The following is a 15,160-nucleotide window of genomic DNA, read 5'->3' on the forward strand; positions in this document are numbered from 1 at the left end:
AGCCATTTTCTGAACATTAATTCACAAAATGGGGAAATTCCGCCGGTTTCCGCGACGCAGCCATGCCGAAAGTCAACTTGTGCATCGCAGCATGAAGACCCTAATGGCGGGAATGCTTTCAGGGACAGCTTTGTGACCGACATCAACGCCGACGCCCCCCTCGCGGTGTCATCGACCCATAGCCCAATGAAATTTGGCGAATTCGTCGTCGTGATCGCTTCGATCATGGCGCTGAATCCGCTTGCCATGGACATCATGCTGCCGGCGCTGCCGCATATCGGTGCAGCCTTCAAGGTTCCTGATGCCAACCACCTTCAGACCGTCCTCTCGGTCTTCCTGCTCGGCTTCGGCGTGGCCCAGTTCGCCATGGGCCCGCTGTCGGACCGCTACGGCCGGCGCCCCATCCTGCTCGGCGGCATGGCCGTCTATTGCGCCGCGAGCGTGCTCGCGCTGTTCGCACCGTCGTTCGAAATCCTGCTGCTTGCCCGCCTGCTGCAGGGCGTCGGCACCGCGGCGACGCGTGTGATCGCGGTGTCGATCGTCCGGGACTGCTATGCCGGCGGCCGCATGGCCAGCGTCATGTCACTGGCCATCATGGTTTTCATTTCCGTGCCGGTCATCGCCCCGTCTTTCGGGCAGGCCCTGATGGTGCTCACGGAATGGCGCGGCATCTTTGTCGTGCTGATGCTATACGGCCTGCTGACGCTGGCCTGGAGTGCCTGGCGAATGCCGGAGACGCTGCCGGTCGCCAAACGCCGCTCGCTCGCCATTCGTGATGTGCTCTATGCCTATCGGCAAACCGTCAGCCATCGGCAAACGCTCGGTTACGGCCTCGCTGCCGGCATCCTGCAGGGCGCACTGTTCGCTTTCGTGTTCACCTCGCAGCAGGTGTTCACCGAGATTTTCCATCTCGGGCCATATTTCCCGCTTGCCTTTGCTTCCATCGCTTTCGGCGTCGCCGCGGCCAGCTTCTTCAACTCGCGCGTAGTCCATCGCCTTGGCATGCGCGCAATCTCCCACGGCGCCCTGCTCGGTTTCGTCACTGCTGGCGCGGCGATGTTATTGGCCGTGGCGATGGGCTTCATGCCGCTATGGTTGTTCATCGCGCTGTCGATGCTCATGATGTTTGCCTTCGGCCTGATGTTCTCGAATTTCACCGCACTGGCGATGGAGCCGCAGGGCCACATCGCTGGCACGGCCTCCTCGCTCTACGGGACGCTGACCACGCTGCTGGGTATCGCCATCGGCACGGTTATCGGCCAGCACTATGACGGCACTCTGCTGCCGTTCGCGACCGGCCTTTTTCTTTGCACCCTCACTGCATTCGCGGTGATCCTCGTGGTGGAAAAGGGCCGCTTGTTCAGGTCTCACAAGATGGTGAGCTGAACGCTCTCGCGACGCAGCCAATGGCCGTCGCGCAATTTTGAAATGTCTGGGAATACGTCGGGGCGAACCCGGCGCCGCCATGAACGTTATCAATTTTTACCGGAGCAATCCGATGCCCTACGCACTGTTCTGTGACGACGCGAAACTGAGCAAATCCTATCCGACCGAGGCCGACGTGTGGAAACTTGCCGCCGAGAGCGGCCTTGTCACCGATGTCGAAGCCAAGAATTCGAAGCCGACACCGCGCCGCGTGCTCGACAACGACTATGAGATCCGTCCCTGCCAGGCGGAGCCCGGCGAATGCCCGGAAAAGAACGAGCGTGACGCCCAGGCCGAGAAGGATTTCCAGCTCGCGCTGACGGGACGATAGCGCGGGGGCGCCCTTGGGGCGCCCAGCGAAGCGACGTCCGAAATTATGCGCCTGCACGCTCCCCCGTTGGCCCAAACTCCGGGGGCGCGGTCTTAGCAAAGCCGACAGAACGCAAACCTCAGCCGGGGAATCCCGATCCACACTTGTCATTCCGGGGCGCACGCAAGCGGCGAAGCCGCTGAAGTGCGAACCCGGAATCTCGATGTGTTTGGCACGATCGGAGACTCCCATGCTGAGATTCCGGGTTCGCGTCCGGCAAGTGCCGGCCGCGCCCCGGAATGACAATTTGTGGCAGGGACTCGCTAAACATTTTTTCCTATCTAGTGTTGACAATATCCCGACATGGATTATATTCCCCTCCGTCCTGCCCCACCGAGAGGGGCGATCGCGATCGTCACGTTCGCGGGGTGGGATGCGGTGGACGCCGGAGATGCGGCGTCACGCGGTTCATGGGGGAACGTCTGTCTTCGGGCAGGACGGATCTGCGCCAGCACTGCCACTGGCAAGGAGACGGCCGGCCTTCGGATGGACAGACCCCTGGACAGTGTGACGGACGACCAAGTCGAAACGCGTTCGGCTTACTCGCTTGAGGCTCCCTTCCCATCGCCTTGGGACTTTAATTCGCGATCGGAGCGTTCGTCGAGGCAAAGTGCAAGCAACCGAAAAAACACCGCAGGCGGAACGTCGGGCAATCGCTCGGCGCCTCCGAAAGTCCTGATGCCCTCTAGATTGCGGAAGACCGCATTCGCATCAGGCCCAAGGGTGCAACGGGCACCCGGCGTTCCGCACGCCCTCTCACAAGGGGGCGGGAATGCAAGCGACGACGGCGCCCCCGCGCCGCAAACAATGGGGGCGATGACGCATGTCTGAAGAGCAGTGGCTGTTTGACAGTTGAATCTGAACTAGCGTGACGCGCGCACGCTCAAACCAAACGCCGTCATGCCCGGCGCATGCCGGGTATCCACGCCTTGGCGATATCCACAGCAAGGCGTGGATGGCCGGAACAAGTCCGGCCATGACGTGGGAGAGGCCTGGGTCATTGCGAAGCTGGCTTGGCGCTGTCCGCGCATGACGACCGAGAGCGTTACGCGAGATCGTAGGATTGGTAGAGCACGGGCGCATCGCTCCGGAGCGAGCCCATGCTGCGTTCCAGCGCGCAGGTGAGCGCATCATTAACCCTACCCTGCACATTCATCGCAGCCGCTCTCGCCTGGCAACGTCACACGCATCATCTTGCGTTACGTCATCAGCGGACATCCACCGGGACCTTGAACCATGGACCTGCATCGCCGCCATCTGCTGACTGCGTCCGGCGCGGGTCTCGCCGCCGGCGCATTCGCCGCATCGAGCGATGCGGCACGCGCCGCCACGCTCACCTCGACGCTCGGACGCGACGCCACGCAATATGGCGTGCGTGCCAATAGCCAGGACGATCAGACCCGCGCATTGCAACGCGCCATCGACGAGGCAGCGCGCGTGCAGGCGCCGCTCGCATTGCCGCCCGGCACCTATCGCACCGGCATGCTCAGGCTCGCGCGCGGCTCGCAGATCATCGGTGTGCGCGGCGCAACGACCCTCACCTTCAGCGGCGGCGCGTCACTGCTGTCAGGCGAAGGCGCGGACTATGTCAGCCTCAGCGGCCTCATGCTGGACGGCAACTTCGCCAAACTGCCGCCGCGGCGCGGGCTGCTGCACATGGTGCAGGCACGCGAACTCCGCATCAGCGATTGCACCGTCACCAATAGCGGCGGCGCAGGCATCTGGCTGGAGAGTTCGGCGGGCGCCATCACCGGCAATACACTCAGCAATATCGCCACCACGGCGATTGTCTCGTTCGATGCGCAGGGATTGATCGTCGCGCAAAACATCATTTCCGGAACCAGCAGCAACGGCATCGAGATCCTGCGCACCGCCATCGGCGATGACGGCACGCAAGTGATCGACAATCGTATCGAGGACATCAAGGCCGGCCCCGGCGGCTCCGGTCAGTATGGCAACGCCATCAACGCTTTTCGTGCGGGCAATGTCATCGTCTCCGGCAATCGCATCCGCAATTGCGATTACTCGGCGGTGCGCGGCAACTCCGCATCGAACATCCACATCACCGGCAACAGCGTGTCGAGCGTGCGCGAAGTCGCGCTCTATTCGGAATTCGCCTTCGAGGCCGCGGTGATCGCCAACAACACCGTCGATGGTGCGGCGCTCGGTGTCTCCGTCTGCAACTTCAACGAGGGCGGCCGCATCGCAGTGGTTCAGGGCAATATCATCCGCAACCTGCTCCCGAAGCGGCCGATCGGCACAGCGCCCGACGACGATGCCGGCATCGGCATCTATATCGAGGCGGACGCCAGCGTCAGCGGCAATGTCGTCGAGAACGCGCCGTCCTTCGGCATGATCGCGGGCTGGGGCAAGTATCTGCGCGACGTCGCCATCACCGGCAACGTGGTGCGCAACAGCTTTATCGGCATCGGTGTATCGATCGCACCGGGAGCCGGCACCGCGCTGGTCAGCAACAACATGATTTCAGGCGCGCCACGCGGCGCTGTCGTCGGCCTCGATCATGCAAAGCCGGTGACACCGGACCTCACCGCCGATGGCGCACAGCGCTATCAGCAGGTCGCGGTGTCCGGGAACACGGTGCGCTAAAGCACTGTCCGCAGCATCGGATAGCGCGCGCTCATCACCAGAGGATCAAGCGCCTTCTGCCAATCCAGATCTGCCGGCGTCACCGCCGCTTGGCGTGGCGGTGCCTGCCGCAACAAGGTTTCGATCGGGATCAGGACGGGCGAAGCCGCTTCAGCCACCGGCTCGATGTCGGGCTGCAAGGGCGCAACCGCTGCAATGGCAGGAGCCGCGACGGCAGCAGGCCGTGGTGGTTCAGGGGCGCGCGGCGCCCGGTAGATCACGCCTTCCGAAGACAGCACGCGCCTCACGGCGGCGGTCTCGCCCTCGACCATCAGCCGCCAGCGTTCAACCGCTTCCTTGGCTTCCTGAATGTTGTCGAGAAACTCGGCTTCGCTGTGAAAACGGCGCCACCGCCCGCTCTCGAACAGTTCTGTCAGGTAATCCAGTCGACTCTCGGCAAGAGCGCACCAGCGCTGGGCCAGTGGCCGACCGATGCCGGCATGCGGGTAAGGAAAATTCAGGTGAGATGACATGGAAATGTCCGCAAGAGAAAAAACGGACGCAAAGCAACAAACGAATCACTCACCAATACTTGGAGAGTTTCTGTGGAAAAGTTTTCGGGGTCCAGCGCAATGTGGTCAAACTTGGACAATTGCGTTGGAAACACGTGAGAAAGCCCCGTCAAACCTGAGGTATTGCAGTCAAGCCTTGCTTGAGCCTTGCTCGACGCCGGGCCATGCACCGGCAATCTATGACCTGAAGGTTAAAATTTTTGGTTAACAAAAACGAAAGACCCGTCCGGGGGGACAACCGGACGGGTCAAGCTATACCGGCGCGAATGTTTGGGCGCATGCGCCGGATATGGCCTCGTTGGGGAGGGAATGCCGCTCCCACATCCATATGTCCGGTCCACCCGGCCAAACGTTCAACGATCAGGAGATTATTTTTGGACGTCTGACGCCATCGACGGCGACGATGCCTCGACCGCACGCGTCGTCGGCGCCGGCGCGGTGACGAGAACAGGCGTGACAGGCGCAGGCGCTGTCGCCACGGGTTGCTGAGCGCCCTGCACTGCCGATACCGCACTATAGGCATCCGCCGCGCCGGCACCGAACAGGTCGTCACGGCCGGGCGCACCAAGATCACGCGCGGTTGTCATCAGGATGCTGCGGATTTCGTTCGGCCGCAGTTGCGGATTGCGCTCGATCATCAATGCGGCGAGCCCGCTGATATAGGCGGCCGAGAACGAGGTGCCCGACGTCATCTGATATTTGTTGTCCGGCGCGGGCAGGAAAATATCGACGCCCGGTGCAGCCACGGCGATATGGCTGCCACGGTTCGACGCAGTGAACAGCCTGTCATAGGCATCTGTGGCGCTGACTGCGATCACGCTGGGGCTTGCGGCGGGATAAAGCGGCGGCGATTTCGGGCCGGCATTGCCTGATGCCGCGACCATCACGATGCCCTTGCTGGCTGACGCCGCAATACCGCGCTCGATCAGCGGATCCTGCGGGCCGGCGAAGCTCATATTGATGACCTGGGCGCCATTCAATGCCGCGTGGTTGATGCCCTTAAGGATGATGAAAGACGAACTCTCGGCACCGCCCTGCGACACACCAAAAGCGCGAATGGCCAAGATGCGCGCGCGCGGCGCGCTGCCCATCAGCCGCGCATGCGATACGATCGCACCCGCAATGCCAGTGCCGTGGACATGCGCACCTTCCTTGCTGCCAAGCGCATCGAACGAACCCACGACGGCATCGGCGAGTTCGGGATGCGCGACGTCGATGCCAGAGTCGATCACAGCAACTGTGACATTGGCACCGGCGGACAGCTTGTGCGCCTCGGGCAGACGCAGCTTCGCCAGCGCATATTGCGCGGGATCGCCCTCGCCCAGTGCCGGCGTTGTCACCTGATCCTGCAGCACATAGCGGAAGTTGGGTTGCACAGCGCGCACGTCAGCCTCAGCGCGCATCTGGGACTCGACGGTCTCGACCGAGCGATTGTCGGTGATGCGGAACAGGCTGATATTGGCGCCGATCAGCGGAAAGTCCTGCGACGACAGACGCTCCAGGCGCAGACGGCGCGCCAGCGCATCCGTCTGGTCGGGCGTCAGCGCGCTGTCGAGTTCGGCGACAATCTGCCGGGGGACATAGCGCGTATTGAGGGCCGCCTGCGGGCCATTGCTGCGCGGTCCACCACCCGCATTCTGACTGCGCGGCGTCGGGCCACCGCCGCCCAGATCAGCAACGAATGGCTTCTCGTTGCATTCGCCGGATGCCGCGCGATTGGCATAGGCGCAGCTCGGATAGGTGTTGGGGGAATAGCGCACATAAGGAATGGTTGGCAGCACGCCCACGATCTTCGGCGGCGGCGTACGCCCTGGCCGCGAGGATATCGGCGGTGTCCGGCTGGCTGTCGTCCCGATCGCCGCACCGCGCGGACCGACGCTGGTAATACCGACGCGACCAGCAATGGGTCCGCGGCTCGCGATACTCGGACCGCGGCCGGCGATGCGACCTGCCCCGGCAGCGATGTTCGGATTGATGCGCGGCGTTGTGCTGGGTGCGATCGTGGGAACGCGCGATCCGATATTGAGGCTCGGCGAGCGCATCATGCTCTGCGCGCCAGCGACCGAAAGGCTGAACGGCCATGCGACGGCGAGCGAAAGCACAGCGGCCGTGCATTTCATTATCGGTCCGGAGGCACCACGATCATGTCTCATGGAACAGGCCTCGCACGCACAATGCGGATCGGATCAACCGACGGCGCCTATTGCGCCTGAACCGCCATGCTGACGATCTTCTCGTTCTCCAGCCGGCGGATTAGCCCGGCGATCTGGTCCTTGGTCATCACCCGATTGCCGAACTGCAGCCGGAACAGCCCGTCCTTGCCACTGTCAACAATCGTGCTCTGATAGCCGTCGAGCAACGCTGTGATGTCCGACACCCGCGCAGTCGGCGCAAAACGGACGAACAGGCGCGTCGGAGCTTCTACCGAGGCCGGTGCCGGCGCGAGCGACCGGGTGACAGTGGTCGGTGCACTCGCGGGCGACGGCGCAGCTTCATAGGACGCGGTCTGGAATGAGTGTGTATCGCGCTGCATCAGCACAGTGCCGATGACACCTGCCTGCAGCATGATCGCAAGCGCGCCAACAGCGGCCGAAGCCGCCAGCGTCCGCGGCGAAAGCGATGCGAAAAATCCGGAAATCCGCGCCGACAGACCGACCGACGTCGATCCGCTGCGCACCGGCTCGGCGTCAATCGCAGCAAACAGCTTCTGCATTGCCCGTGAGGACGGCGCACCGAGGCTCTCATTGAGGCCAATGGTCTCCGCGTATTCTTCCTGGATCACGGCATATTGCTTCGCCAGTTCCGGATCCTTGGCCAGTGCATCATCGACGCGGCGAGCATCACGCGCGTTGAGCGTGCCCGCGGCGTGCCAAGGCAGCAATGCCTCGATCTCGCCTGGCTCCTGGGTCGGCACTTTGTTGCTCATCGCCATCATGGCCAGCCTCGTTCAATGCCGGCTGCCTTGAGCAGATCGGCTAATTTCTTGCGCGCATAAAACAGGCGCGTCTTGACGGTGTTCTCGGGAATTCCGACGATCTCGGCCACCTCTTCCACGGACTTCTCGTGGTAGTAGACGAGATCGACGATTTCCCGATGCTCGGGCGAAAGGGATGTCAGGCACTTTCGCAACGCGTCACTGGTATCCTTTTTCTGAACCGACACTTCGGGATTATCGGACGTATCCTCGATCGCGTTGGCCGTCTCGTCGTCCAGTTCGGCGTCCTTGCGCTTGCGCAGCGCGGACAGCGCCTTGAACCTCGTAATCGCCAGGAGCCAGGTCGAGACCGCGGAACGGCCCTCGAATTTGCCTGCCTGCCGCCACACATCCAGGAACACTTCGCTGATAAGATCCTCAGCAATCTGTTCGTTCCGCACCAGCCGAAGGCCGAAGCGAAACACCCGGACGTGGTGCCTGCCATAAAGCACCTGCATGGCAAGACGGTCGCCTTGCGCAATCCGGGCGATCAGAATCTCATCCGATGCCGCCTGTGTTGCACTCACTGCCCGTCTCGCAAAGTTGGTCTGAATGAGGATGTAAGAGGTTCGATTGACAAGATAAAATCTTCTCGAATGGGCAGGAATATACCGGTCGCGGCTGTTTTAACCGCGCCGAACGGGCTTTTACCGCCCTTTTCTTGGGCGGAACGGGTAACAGGTAGCATAATGCTGGGGCATTTCCGACCCGAACGCCAGCGATTCACACGGCAACCTTACCAAGTCGTGGCTTCCGGAACAGCCTTGAGACGGCGGAACCTGCATTTTGCAGCCATATCCCGAAACCCTCGTCAATGAATACCGTAACTTGTCCCGGCGGCTTGTCCGCCACATCAAGTCAACTCGCCCGGGCCCGTCATCGGTCCGGGCATTTTTACTTAAACAACAAAGCTATGCTTGAAACCTTCTGGCAGTCCCGCAGTAAGCGATCTGTCGACAGATGTCGCCGGGAGCAGCTAATGAGTAGCCGGTTACCAGATTTGACTTGCGGCAATAGATACCAAACCTAAAGGCTTTGAGCACTAGAGTTCCATCAGCAAAACCCATCGATGGGCTCAATGACCGCAGCCGCTTCATCAGTCTTGAATCCAGTCAACGGCGACTTCGAAGCCGTCGATGGAGAGTTGCGGTCTGATATGCTGGCACGTCGCCTGAAGCGGCGACGGCAGATGCTCGCACTCGCGGCTGCCAGTCATGCCGTCAATGTCGTGCTGCTTTTCGTCTTCCTTGCAGCAGGCACTATCGATGGCACCATCGTCGCGGCCTATGCCGGCTGCGCTTTTGCCTCTGTCCTGATCTTCCTCGCGATCTCCGAGAGCGGCCTGACGGATGACTGGCGCGATCATTTCTTCGCGGCGCCCTACACGGCTGTCACTTACGCACTTCTGCTCGCCTTCGTTTACACCGCGCCCAATGTCGCCGTCGTGTTTCTCTGCGCATTGTTTCTTGTGGCCAATGTCATCGCCTTGCGTACCTCGCCCCGTGAAGGTGTCGGCGCCTGGACCGTCATGACCGGCGGCCTCGCGCTGCTGTATTTCTTCGTCGATCTGCCCTTGACGCTCCCCTCCGGCAACTCGATCGAACGCTTCGGCACCTTGCTGACATTCTCGATGACCATCGCCCGCAGTATGTTCATTGGCATTTTCTCCAGCTCACTACGCGACGCGCTGTTTCGGCGCCGCGTTGAACTCGAGGCCGCCTACAAGCGCATCGAAGAGCTCGCAGAACTTGATGAACTGACGGGGTCGTTCAATCGCCGCTGCATCATGCGGCTGCTTGACGATGAAATCATCCGCGCACAGCGCAGCAACACACCCTGCACCGCCGCGCTGATCGACCTCGACTGGTTCAAGCGGATTAACGACAATTTCGGACACCCAACCGGCGACGAAGTACTGCGGACCTTCGCCATCACCATTTTCGCCAATATCCGCAGCATCGACAAATTCGGCCGCTATGGCGGCGAGGAATTCCTTTTGGTGCTGCCGGACACGCCGCATGACAAGGCCGTGCAAATGCTCGACCGTTTGCGGGGGATTGTCGAAGCCCTGGATTGGAGCGCATTTTCCGACGGCTTGACCGTGACGATTTCGGGCGGCGTTGCCACATTGGGTCCGAACGACACGCCAGACACCTTACTCGCACGCGCCGACAGCGCACTCTATGCCGCCAAGGAGCGCGGACGAAATCGAATTGCAAGCGCCTGAACGAATTTTACGACCCCTGGCCGCAACATATTAGCGGCAGGACACGATTAGAATTACGGGATTTGATTTATGTCTTCGAAGTCACCGTTATCGGCAAATTTACTCGACGAACTTGACGCCGCACTGGCCCACGGAACGGTCGCACGGCGCGTGGAAACGCTGCGCCGCGTCACGGATCTGTTCGTCAACAATGCCGTGGATTACTCCGACGCGCAGATCGCAGTGTTCGACGACATCTTCGATTGCCTGCTGACGCATATGGAAGCGTCTGCAAGGGCCCTTCTGGCCGAGCGACTGGCACCCGTCTCTATTGCACCGCCCCGGGTCATCCGGACCCTCGCATTCGACGATTTGATCGAGGTCGCCGCACCCGTGCTCTCTCAATCGGAGCAGCTCGACGACCATGCCCTGATCGAGAATGCACGCACCAAAAGCCAGGACCATCTGCTGGCGATTTCGACGCGCAAGGTCCTGAGCGGCGCCCTGACGGATATTCTCGTCGAACGCGGCAACGACGCCGTCGTCACCAGCACCGTCAACAACCGCGGCGCCGACATTTCAGAGCGCGGTTACAATACCCTGCTCTCCCGCGCTGACGGCAACGATACGATTGCGACGTGTGTTGGCCTGCGTCCCTCCATTCCGCGCCACCATTATCTGAAGCTCGTCGCCAAGGCATCGGCCTCGGTCCGGGCGAAGCTGGAAGCCGCCCACGTCCACCACACCGCCGACATATCTCTGGTGGTTCAGCAGGTTGCCCGGCGGGCTCGTTCCGCACCAGGCAGCATCAGTCAGCAGACCGTCATCGCCCATGGTCTCGTACGCTCCCTGTTTGAAGACGGTCGGCTGGATGAAAACGAAGTGGCGAAATTCGCCGAAGCCGGCAAGTTCGACGAGGCTAACGCCGCGCTCGCGTGCCTGGCCAACGTGCCAATCTCCGTCGCGGAAACCATGATGGTCGAATCCCGCAGCGAGGGCATTTTCATTCTGTGCAAGGTCGCGAATTTTTCGTGGAAGACCGTCAAGACCATCATCAACATGCGCGAGCAACTCGCTGGAACACAGCTGTCTGACAGCGCGACCGACCGCGAGACCTATGAACGTCTGCGCATCTCCGCGGCACAACAGGTCCTGCGCTTCCACCGTATGCAGCAGGCGACGTCCGACCTACCTGCCGCCTGACGTTTGTCAGTCGACATGTTTCCACGCGAATGGCCGCAGTCTGGCCATTGAGACCGAGCGCCGCAACGCCAATTGCGCTGAGCAGCCATTCCGTCAGCAGGCATCGACTTGCCGGTGAAGGCGCTGATAGTGATGCCTCGATCACGGCGAATAACGCCGGAACGGGTTGGCATCAAGCAGGGCGGGATTCATGCGCGTCTTGATTACAGGCGCCGGTGGCTTCATCGGCAGAACGCTCACTTCTGCGCTGCTTCAAGCAGGCGCGCTCACCAATGCTACAGGCACAAGCGAAACAATCGAGGAGCTCCTCCTTCTCGACATGCATTTGCCGCCTGCATCCGACCCACATGTGAGGCACTTGCAAGCCGACATCGACGCACCCGATACGCTGAAGAAAATCGCTGCATGGAAACCCCATAGCGTGTTTCATCTCGCCGCTGTGCTGACCAGCGCCGCAGAACAGGACCCGGCGCGCGCGCTGGCGGTGAATGTTTCGGCGCTGGCGGAATTGATCGACGCCATTGGCACGAAGGATGCTCCGCCCCGCCTGATCTTTCCAAGTTCGATCGCGGTCTTCGGCGGGTTATTGCCTGATCACGTCGATGACGATCATTTGCAGCGTCCACAAACCTCCTATGGCACGCACAAGGCCATCGCCGAATTGATGCTGGCGGACGCCACGCGTCACGGAATGGTCGATGCACGTGCCCTGCGCCTGCCGATCGTGCTGGTGCACCCCGGCCCGCCAACACAGTCGGTATCCGACCGGATCGCGGGCATCGTTCGTGATGGCGTCGCCGGAAAGCCGTCGATTTGCCCATTGCGCGCGGACACGAAAGTGCCGATCGTTTCGGTGGAGACCGTTGCGCAGAATTTGATCACGCTTCACAATGCCGATCCAGCCAAGATGCGCGGCAAACGCGCGCTCAATCAGCCTGCTTTGACGATCAGCATGGACGACATCATTGAATCGATTGCACGTGTCACCAACACCACGCCGAACGTGACATATGCCCTCGATCCCGATCTCAAGAAGATCGTCGATAGCTGGCCGAAAGGTTTCATCTCCACCCGCGCGCCATCCCTCGGCGTCGTCGCCGACAAGAGTTTCGAGGACATCGTGAGCCAGTATCGCCAGCGTCTTGCCGAAAAATCTGCTGCATGACCGAGCCCGTGGCCGACATCTGCATCATTGGCGCCGGCTCATCCGGTATTGCCGTTGCCAAGGCCCTGCACGACAAGGGGCTCAGTTTCGACATCTACGAGAAGGGCTCAAATATCGGCGGGATGTGGCGCTACGGCAATGACAATGGCCTGTCCTGCGCCTATCGCAGTCTGCATATCGACACCAGCCGTAACAATCTCGGCTATTCCGATTTTCCGATTCCAGCCGACAAGCCCGATTTCCTGTCTCACCAACAATTGCTGAATTATCTGGAAGCCTATGCTGACCGGTTTGGCGCACGAACCCGCATCCGCTTCAACTGCGAAGTGACCTCGGTCGAAAAGAGCGACGACGGCTGGCACGTGACGACGAAGGAAGGCACCCGCGAATACAAGACGGTGATCGTCGCCAACGGCCATCTCTGGGATGCGCGTTGGCCGACCTTCTCTGGCACATTCAACGGCACGGCGATTCATTCCAGCCAGTATCGCACTGCGCAGCCCTTCGAAGACCAGAAGGTGCTAGTCGTCGGCATCGGAAATTCGGCCGTCGATATCGCCGTCGATCTCTGCAAGCGTGCCAGCAGCGTCGTGCTGTCCACGCGAACCGGCGCCCATATCATGCCGAAATACATGATGGGCATCCCGATCGATCGCTGGTCGGCCTTCTTCGCGCGCAAACTGAAGTTCCCGACACTGCTGACGCGCATGATCATGGCACGGCTGATCTATCTCGCCGTCGGCGATCAGACCCGCTTCGGCGTGTCAAAGCCGAAACATCCCATGTGGCGCGAACATGCGACGTTGAGCCAGGAGTTGCTGCCTTACATCGGCCATGGCTGGATCAGCATCAAGCCGAACGTCACCTCGTTGGAGGGGGACGCCATCGCCTTCGCCGATGGCACGCTGGAGAGCTTCGACGCAGTGATCTACGCGACCGGTTACAAGAGCAGCTTCCCGTTCCTCGCGCCCGAGATCTTCTCGGTGCCGGAAGACGGTGGCATGGTTGATCTCTATCGGCGCATTACACCGCCAAACCGACCAGGCCTGTTCTTTGCCGGATTAGTGCAGCCCATCGGACCGACCATTCCGCTGGTCGAAATCCAGGCTCGGTGGATCGCAGCTGTGCTGACCGGAAAGGTCGCCCTGCCCAGCCCTGGCGATATGGCGCTGGAGGTCCGCGACTTTCACCAGAAGAAGATCAGCACCTGGCTGAATTCCCCGCGCTACACGCTGGAAGTCGACTTCAAAGACTATACCGGCGAGCTAAACAGAGACATCGCGAAGGCGGCAAGCGGCCGTCCTGCGGCCGTGGCATCGGCCTGACCGGATTCATTTTCGCGGAGCGCGTGGCTCACGCGCCGCTCAATAGCGCAGCACTTTCGAACCGATAGCTGCACCCAGCGCCGCCACGACGAGGGCTGCGAGCGTGTACCAGGTCGCCACAAACAGCGGCGAGTCGTCTGCGCAATGCGCGGCGTAAAACGTCGCCCCTAGCCCGGCTGACATCAATCCCGCGAGCGCGCCGGCAACGGCGGGACGTGACGGCGCGCCGTGGCGCAGCGCAATCATCGCGCCGCCGAGGATCGGCAGCGACAGCAACGTGATCGCCGCCGAACACAGCGACGAGTTTCTGCCGATAATGCGCACCATCATCGGCGCGCGCTGCGGCATCGTCATTTCGACGATCAATGCGATGATGAGAATGAACGGCGACAATAGCAGCAGCCAGATCCAGCGCCCCAACGACGCCTCGGGCCGGGACAGATGGACACTGATCACAATGGCTGGAATGGCGAGCGCCAAGGTCACCAGAAACTTCGTATCGAAGAACGGATTGCGCATCGCCGACATGAAGTCCGGGCGAATGCCAAGCGTCACCAGCAACATCGCCGCCACCACCGGCAGCGTGACCAACAAGGCCATCGCGAGCTGCGTGCTCACGGGACGCGGCCTCTGATCATTGTCGGCGGCGAGCGTTTGAATCAGGCGATCGGTATCCATGGTCAATCCTTTCGCAGCTTGGCTGCGAGGCTCGCGAGCCCACGATGCAACGCCACGCGCACGGCGCCTTCGGTCATCGACAATTTCGACGCCGTGGTCTTGATGGATGCGCTTTCCACCGCGATCGATCGCAACACGTCGCGCTGCCGCGGCGGAAGATCGGCGAGATGATTGGATATCTCGACGGTGGGCAATGTTTCGGCGGGCGCTTCGCTCGGAATCGTCTCGGCAAAATCGTCGATATTGACGAAGGTCCGACGCCCGCGCCGGCGCAGCGCATCGATCAATTTGTTGCGAGCGATCGCAAACAGCCACGGCGCGAACGGCGCGTTCGCGTCCCAGGTCTGCCGCTTCAAATGCACCGCCAGCAAAATGTCCTGCACAATATCCTCGGCCTGATCGGGCGGCTGGCCAGCCCGTGACAGGCCCTGCCGCGCTCCGGCGCGCAGCACGGGCGTAACCGACTTCAGCAGGCGATGATAAGCAACGCTATCCCCCGCATTGGCCGACCGCATCAGATCGGTCCATTCGTCGTCACGTCCGCGCACGCGCGCTCCTAAAGCCAATTCGGCGGATAGTTCAATTTGTTACGTCAGCTGAGAGAAAAATCACGGAACCGTGAAGCCCCTCACCTGCGCCCCAATCCCGAGCCGCAG

General features: G+C 61.4%; 13 protein-coding genes. 7 read left to right on the forward strand and 6 right to left on the reverse strand.

Annotation, left to right across the window (positions count from 1 at the left end; all coding sequences use genetic code 11):
• The first annotated feature begins 132 nt into the window (after window positions 1–132).
• The 3 genes from AB7951_RS17505 (at window position 133) to AB7951_RS17515 (ending at window position 4,402) form a co-directional block, all read left to right on the forward strand.
• Window positions 133–1,386, forward strand: a complete 1,254-nt coding sequence (locus AB7951_RS17505) for a multidrug effflux MFS transporter (RefSeq protein ID WP_439061354.1) — start codon at window positions 133–135, stop codon at window positions 1,384–1,386.
• A 112-nt stretch (window positions 1,387–1,498) separates the two neighbouring features.
• A complete protein-coding gene (locus AB7951_RS17510; protein ID WP_120291172.1) occupies window positions 1,499–1,756 on the forward strand; it encodes a hypothetical protein in 258 nt (85 codons plus the stop codon).
• 1,275 nt (window positions 1,757–3,031) lie between these two features.
• Window positions 3,032–4,402: a TIGR03808 family TAT-translocated repetitive protein gene (locus tag AB7951_RS17515; RefSeq protein WP_120290759.1), complete on the forward strand. Its 1,371-nt coding sequence runs from the start codon at window positions 3,032–3,034 to the stop codon at window positions 4,400–4,402.
• On the opposite strand, the gene AB7951_RS17520 is transcribed toward AB7951_RS17515, so the two are convergent.
• The 4 genes from AB7951_RS17520 to AB7951_RS17535 all read right to left on the reverse strand — a co-directional run bounded on the left by AB7951_RS17520 (window position 4,399) and on the right by AB7951_RS17535 (window position 8,454).
• Window positions 4,399–4,914, reverse strand: coding sequence for a TIGR03809 family protein (locus AB7951_RS17520; protein ID WP_120290757.1), 516 nt, complete (start codon window positions 4,912–4,914; stop codon window positions 4,399–4,401). The two genes, AB7951_RS17515 and AB7951_RS17520, sit on opposite strands and share 4 nt — an antisense overlap.
• 407 nt (window positions 4,915–5,321) lie before the next feature.
• Window positions 5,322–7,073, reverse strand: coding sequence for a S8 family serine peptidase (locus tag AB7951_RS17525; RefSeq protein ID WP_439061353.1), 1,752 nt, complete (start codon window positions 7,071–7,073; stop codon window positions 5,322–5,324).
• Between the two features lie 80 nt (window positions 7,074–7,153).
• Window positions 7,154–7,888, reverse strand: coding sequence for a hypothetical protein (locus AB7951_RS17530; RefSeq protein ID WP_093761866.1), 735 nt, complete (start codon window positions 7,886–7,888; stop codon window positions 7,154–7,156).
• Window positions 7,885–8,454 (reverse strand): sigma-70 family RNA polymerase sigma factor, encoded by a 570-nt coding sequence (locus AB7951_RS17535; protein WP_089266985.1) that lies wholly within the window; start codon window positions 8,452–8,454, stop codon window positions 7,885–7,887. The genes AB7951_RS17530 and AB7951_RS17535 overlap by 4 nt, the downstream gene beginning before the upstream one ends.
• A gap of 551 nt (window positions 8,455–9,005) precedes the next feature.
• Between AB7951_RS17535 and AB7951_RS17540 the strand changes: the two genes are divergently transcribed.
• The 4 genes from AB7951_RS17540 to AB7951_RS17555 all read left to right on the forward strand — a co-directional run bounded on the left by AB7951_RS17540 (window position 9,006) and on the right by AB7951_RS17555 (window position 13,826).
• Window positions 9,006–10,154, forward strand: a complete 1,149-nt coding sequence (locus AB7951_RS17540) for a sensor domain-containing diguanylate cyclase (protein ID WP_120290753.1) — start codon at window positions 9,006–9,008, stop codon at window positions 10,152–10,154.
• A 69-nt stretch (window positions 10,155–10,223) separates the two neighbouring features.
• Window positions 10,224–11,336: a DUF2336 domain-containing protein gene (locus tag AB7951_RS17545; protein WP_120290751.1), complete on the forward strand. Its 1,113-nt coding sequence runs from the start codon at window positions 10,224–10,226 to the stop codon at window positions 11,334–11,336.
• Between the two features lie 190 nt (window positions 11,337–11,526).
• Window positions 11,527–12,501, forward strand: coding sequence for an NAD-dependent epimerase/dehydratase family protein (locus AB7951_RS17550; RefSeq protein ID WP_120290749.1), 975 nt, complete (start codon window positions 11,527–11,529; stop codon window positions 12,499–12,501).
• Window positions 12,498–13,826: an NAD(P)-binding domain-containing protein gene (locus tag AB7951_RS17555; protein ID WP_120290747.1), complete on the forward strand. Its 1,329-nt coding sequence runs from the start codon at window positions 12,498–12,500 to the stop codon at window positions 13,824–13,826. Before AB7951_RS17550 ends, AB7951_RS17555 begins: the two co-directional genes overlap by 4 nt.
• A 39-nt stretch (window positions 13,827–13,865) precedes the next feature.
• Here AB7951_RS17555 and AB7951_RS17560 read toward each other — a convergent pair whose 3' ends face one another.
• Window positions 13,866–14,504 (reverse strand): DUF1109 domain-containing protein, encoded by a 639-nt coding sequence (locus AB7951_RS17560; protein ID WP_120290745.1) that lies wholly within the window; start codon window positions 14,502–14,504, stop codon window positions 13,866–13,868.
• A gap of 2 nt (window positions 14,505–14,506) precedes the next feature.
• Entirely contained in the window at window positions 14,507–15,052 is a 546-nt protein-coding gene (locus tag AB7951_RS17565; RefSeq protein WP_231077390.1) for a sigma-70 family RNA polymerase sigma factor, read from the reverse strand.
• Between the last annotated feature and the right edge of the window lie 108 nt (window positions 15,053–15,160).

The sequence above is a fragment of the Tardiphaga sp. 285_C5_N1_2 genome, from assembly GCF_052076065.1.
Classification (GTDB): Bacteria; Pseudomonadota; Alphaproteobacteria; order Rhizobiales; family Xanthobacteraceae; genus Tardiphaga; species Tardiphaga robiniae.

Excerpts from the sequence above, each read along its gene's own strand:
- AB7951_RS17510 (WP_120291172.1), top strand. The coding sequence starts at position 1,499 with ATGCCCTACGCACTGTTCTGTGACGACGCGAAACTGAGCAAATCCTAT.
- AB7951_RS17515 (WP_120290759.1), top strand. The coding sequence starts at position 3,032 with ATGGACCTGCATCGCCGCCATCTGCTGACTGCGTCCGGCGCGGGTCTC.
- AB7951_RS17520 (WP_120290757.1), bottom strand. The coding sequence starts at position 4,914 with ATGTCATCTCACCTGAATTTTCCTTACCCGCATGCCGGCATCGGTCGG.
- AB7951_RS17525 (WP_439061353.1), bottom strand. The coding sequence starts at position 7,073 with ATGAAATGCACGGCCGCTGTGCTTTCGCTCGCCGTCGCATGGCCGTTC.
- AB7951_RS17530 (WP_093761866.1), bottom strand. The coding sequence starts at position 7,888 with ATGATGGCGATGAGCAACAAAGTGCCGACCCAGGAGCCAGGCGAGATC.
- AB7951_RS17540 (WP_120290753.1), top strand. The coding sequence starts at position 9,006 with ATGACCGCAGCCGCTTCATCAGTCTTGAATCCAGTCAACGGCGACTTC.
- AB7951_RS17545 (WP_120290751.1), top strand. The coding sequence starts at position 10,224 with ATGTCTTCGAAGTCACCGTTATCGGCAAATTTACTCGACGAACTTGAC.
- AB7951_RS17550 (WP_120290749.1), top strand. The coding sequence starts at position 11,527 with ATGCGCGTCTTGATTACAGGCGCCGGTGGCTTCATCGGCAGAACGCTC.
- AB7951_RS17555 (WP_120290747.1), top strand. The coding sequence starts at position 12,498 with ATGACCGAGCCCGTGGCCGACATCTGCATCATTGGCGCCGGCTCATCC.
- AB7951_RS17560 (WP_120290745.1), bottom strand. The coding sequence starts at position 14,504 with ATGGATACCGATCGCCTGATTCAAACGCTCGCCGCCGACAATGATCAG.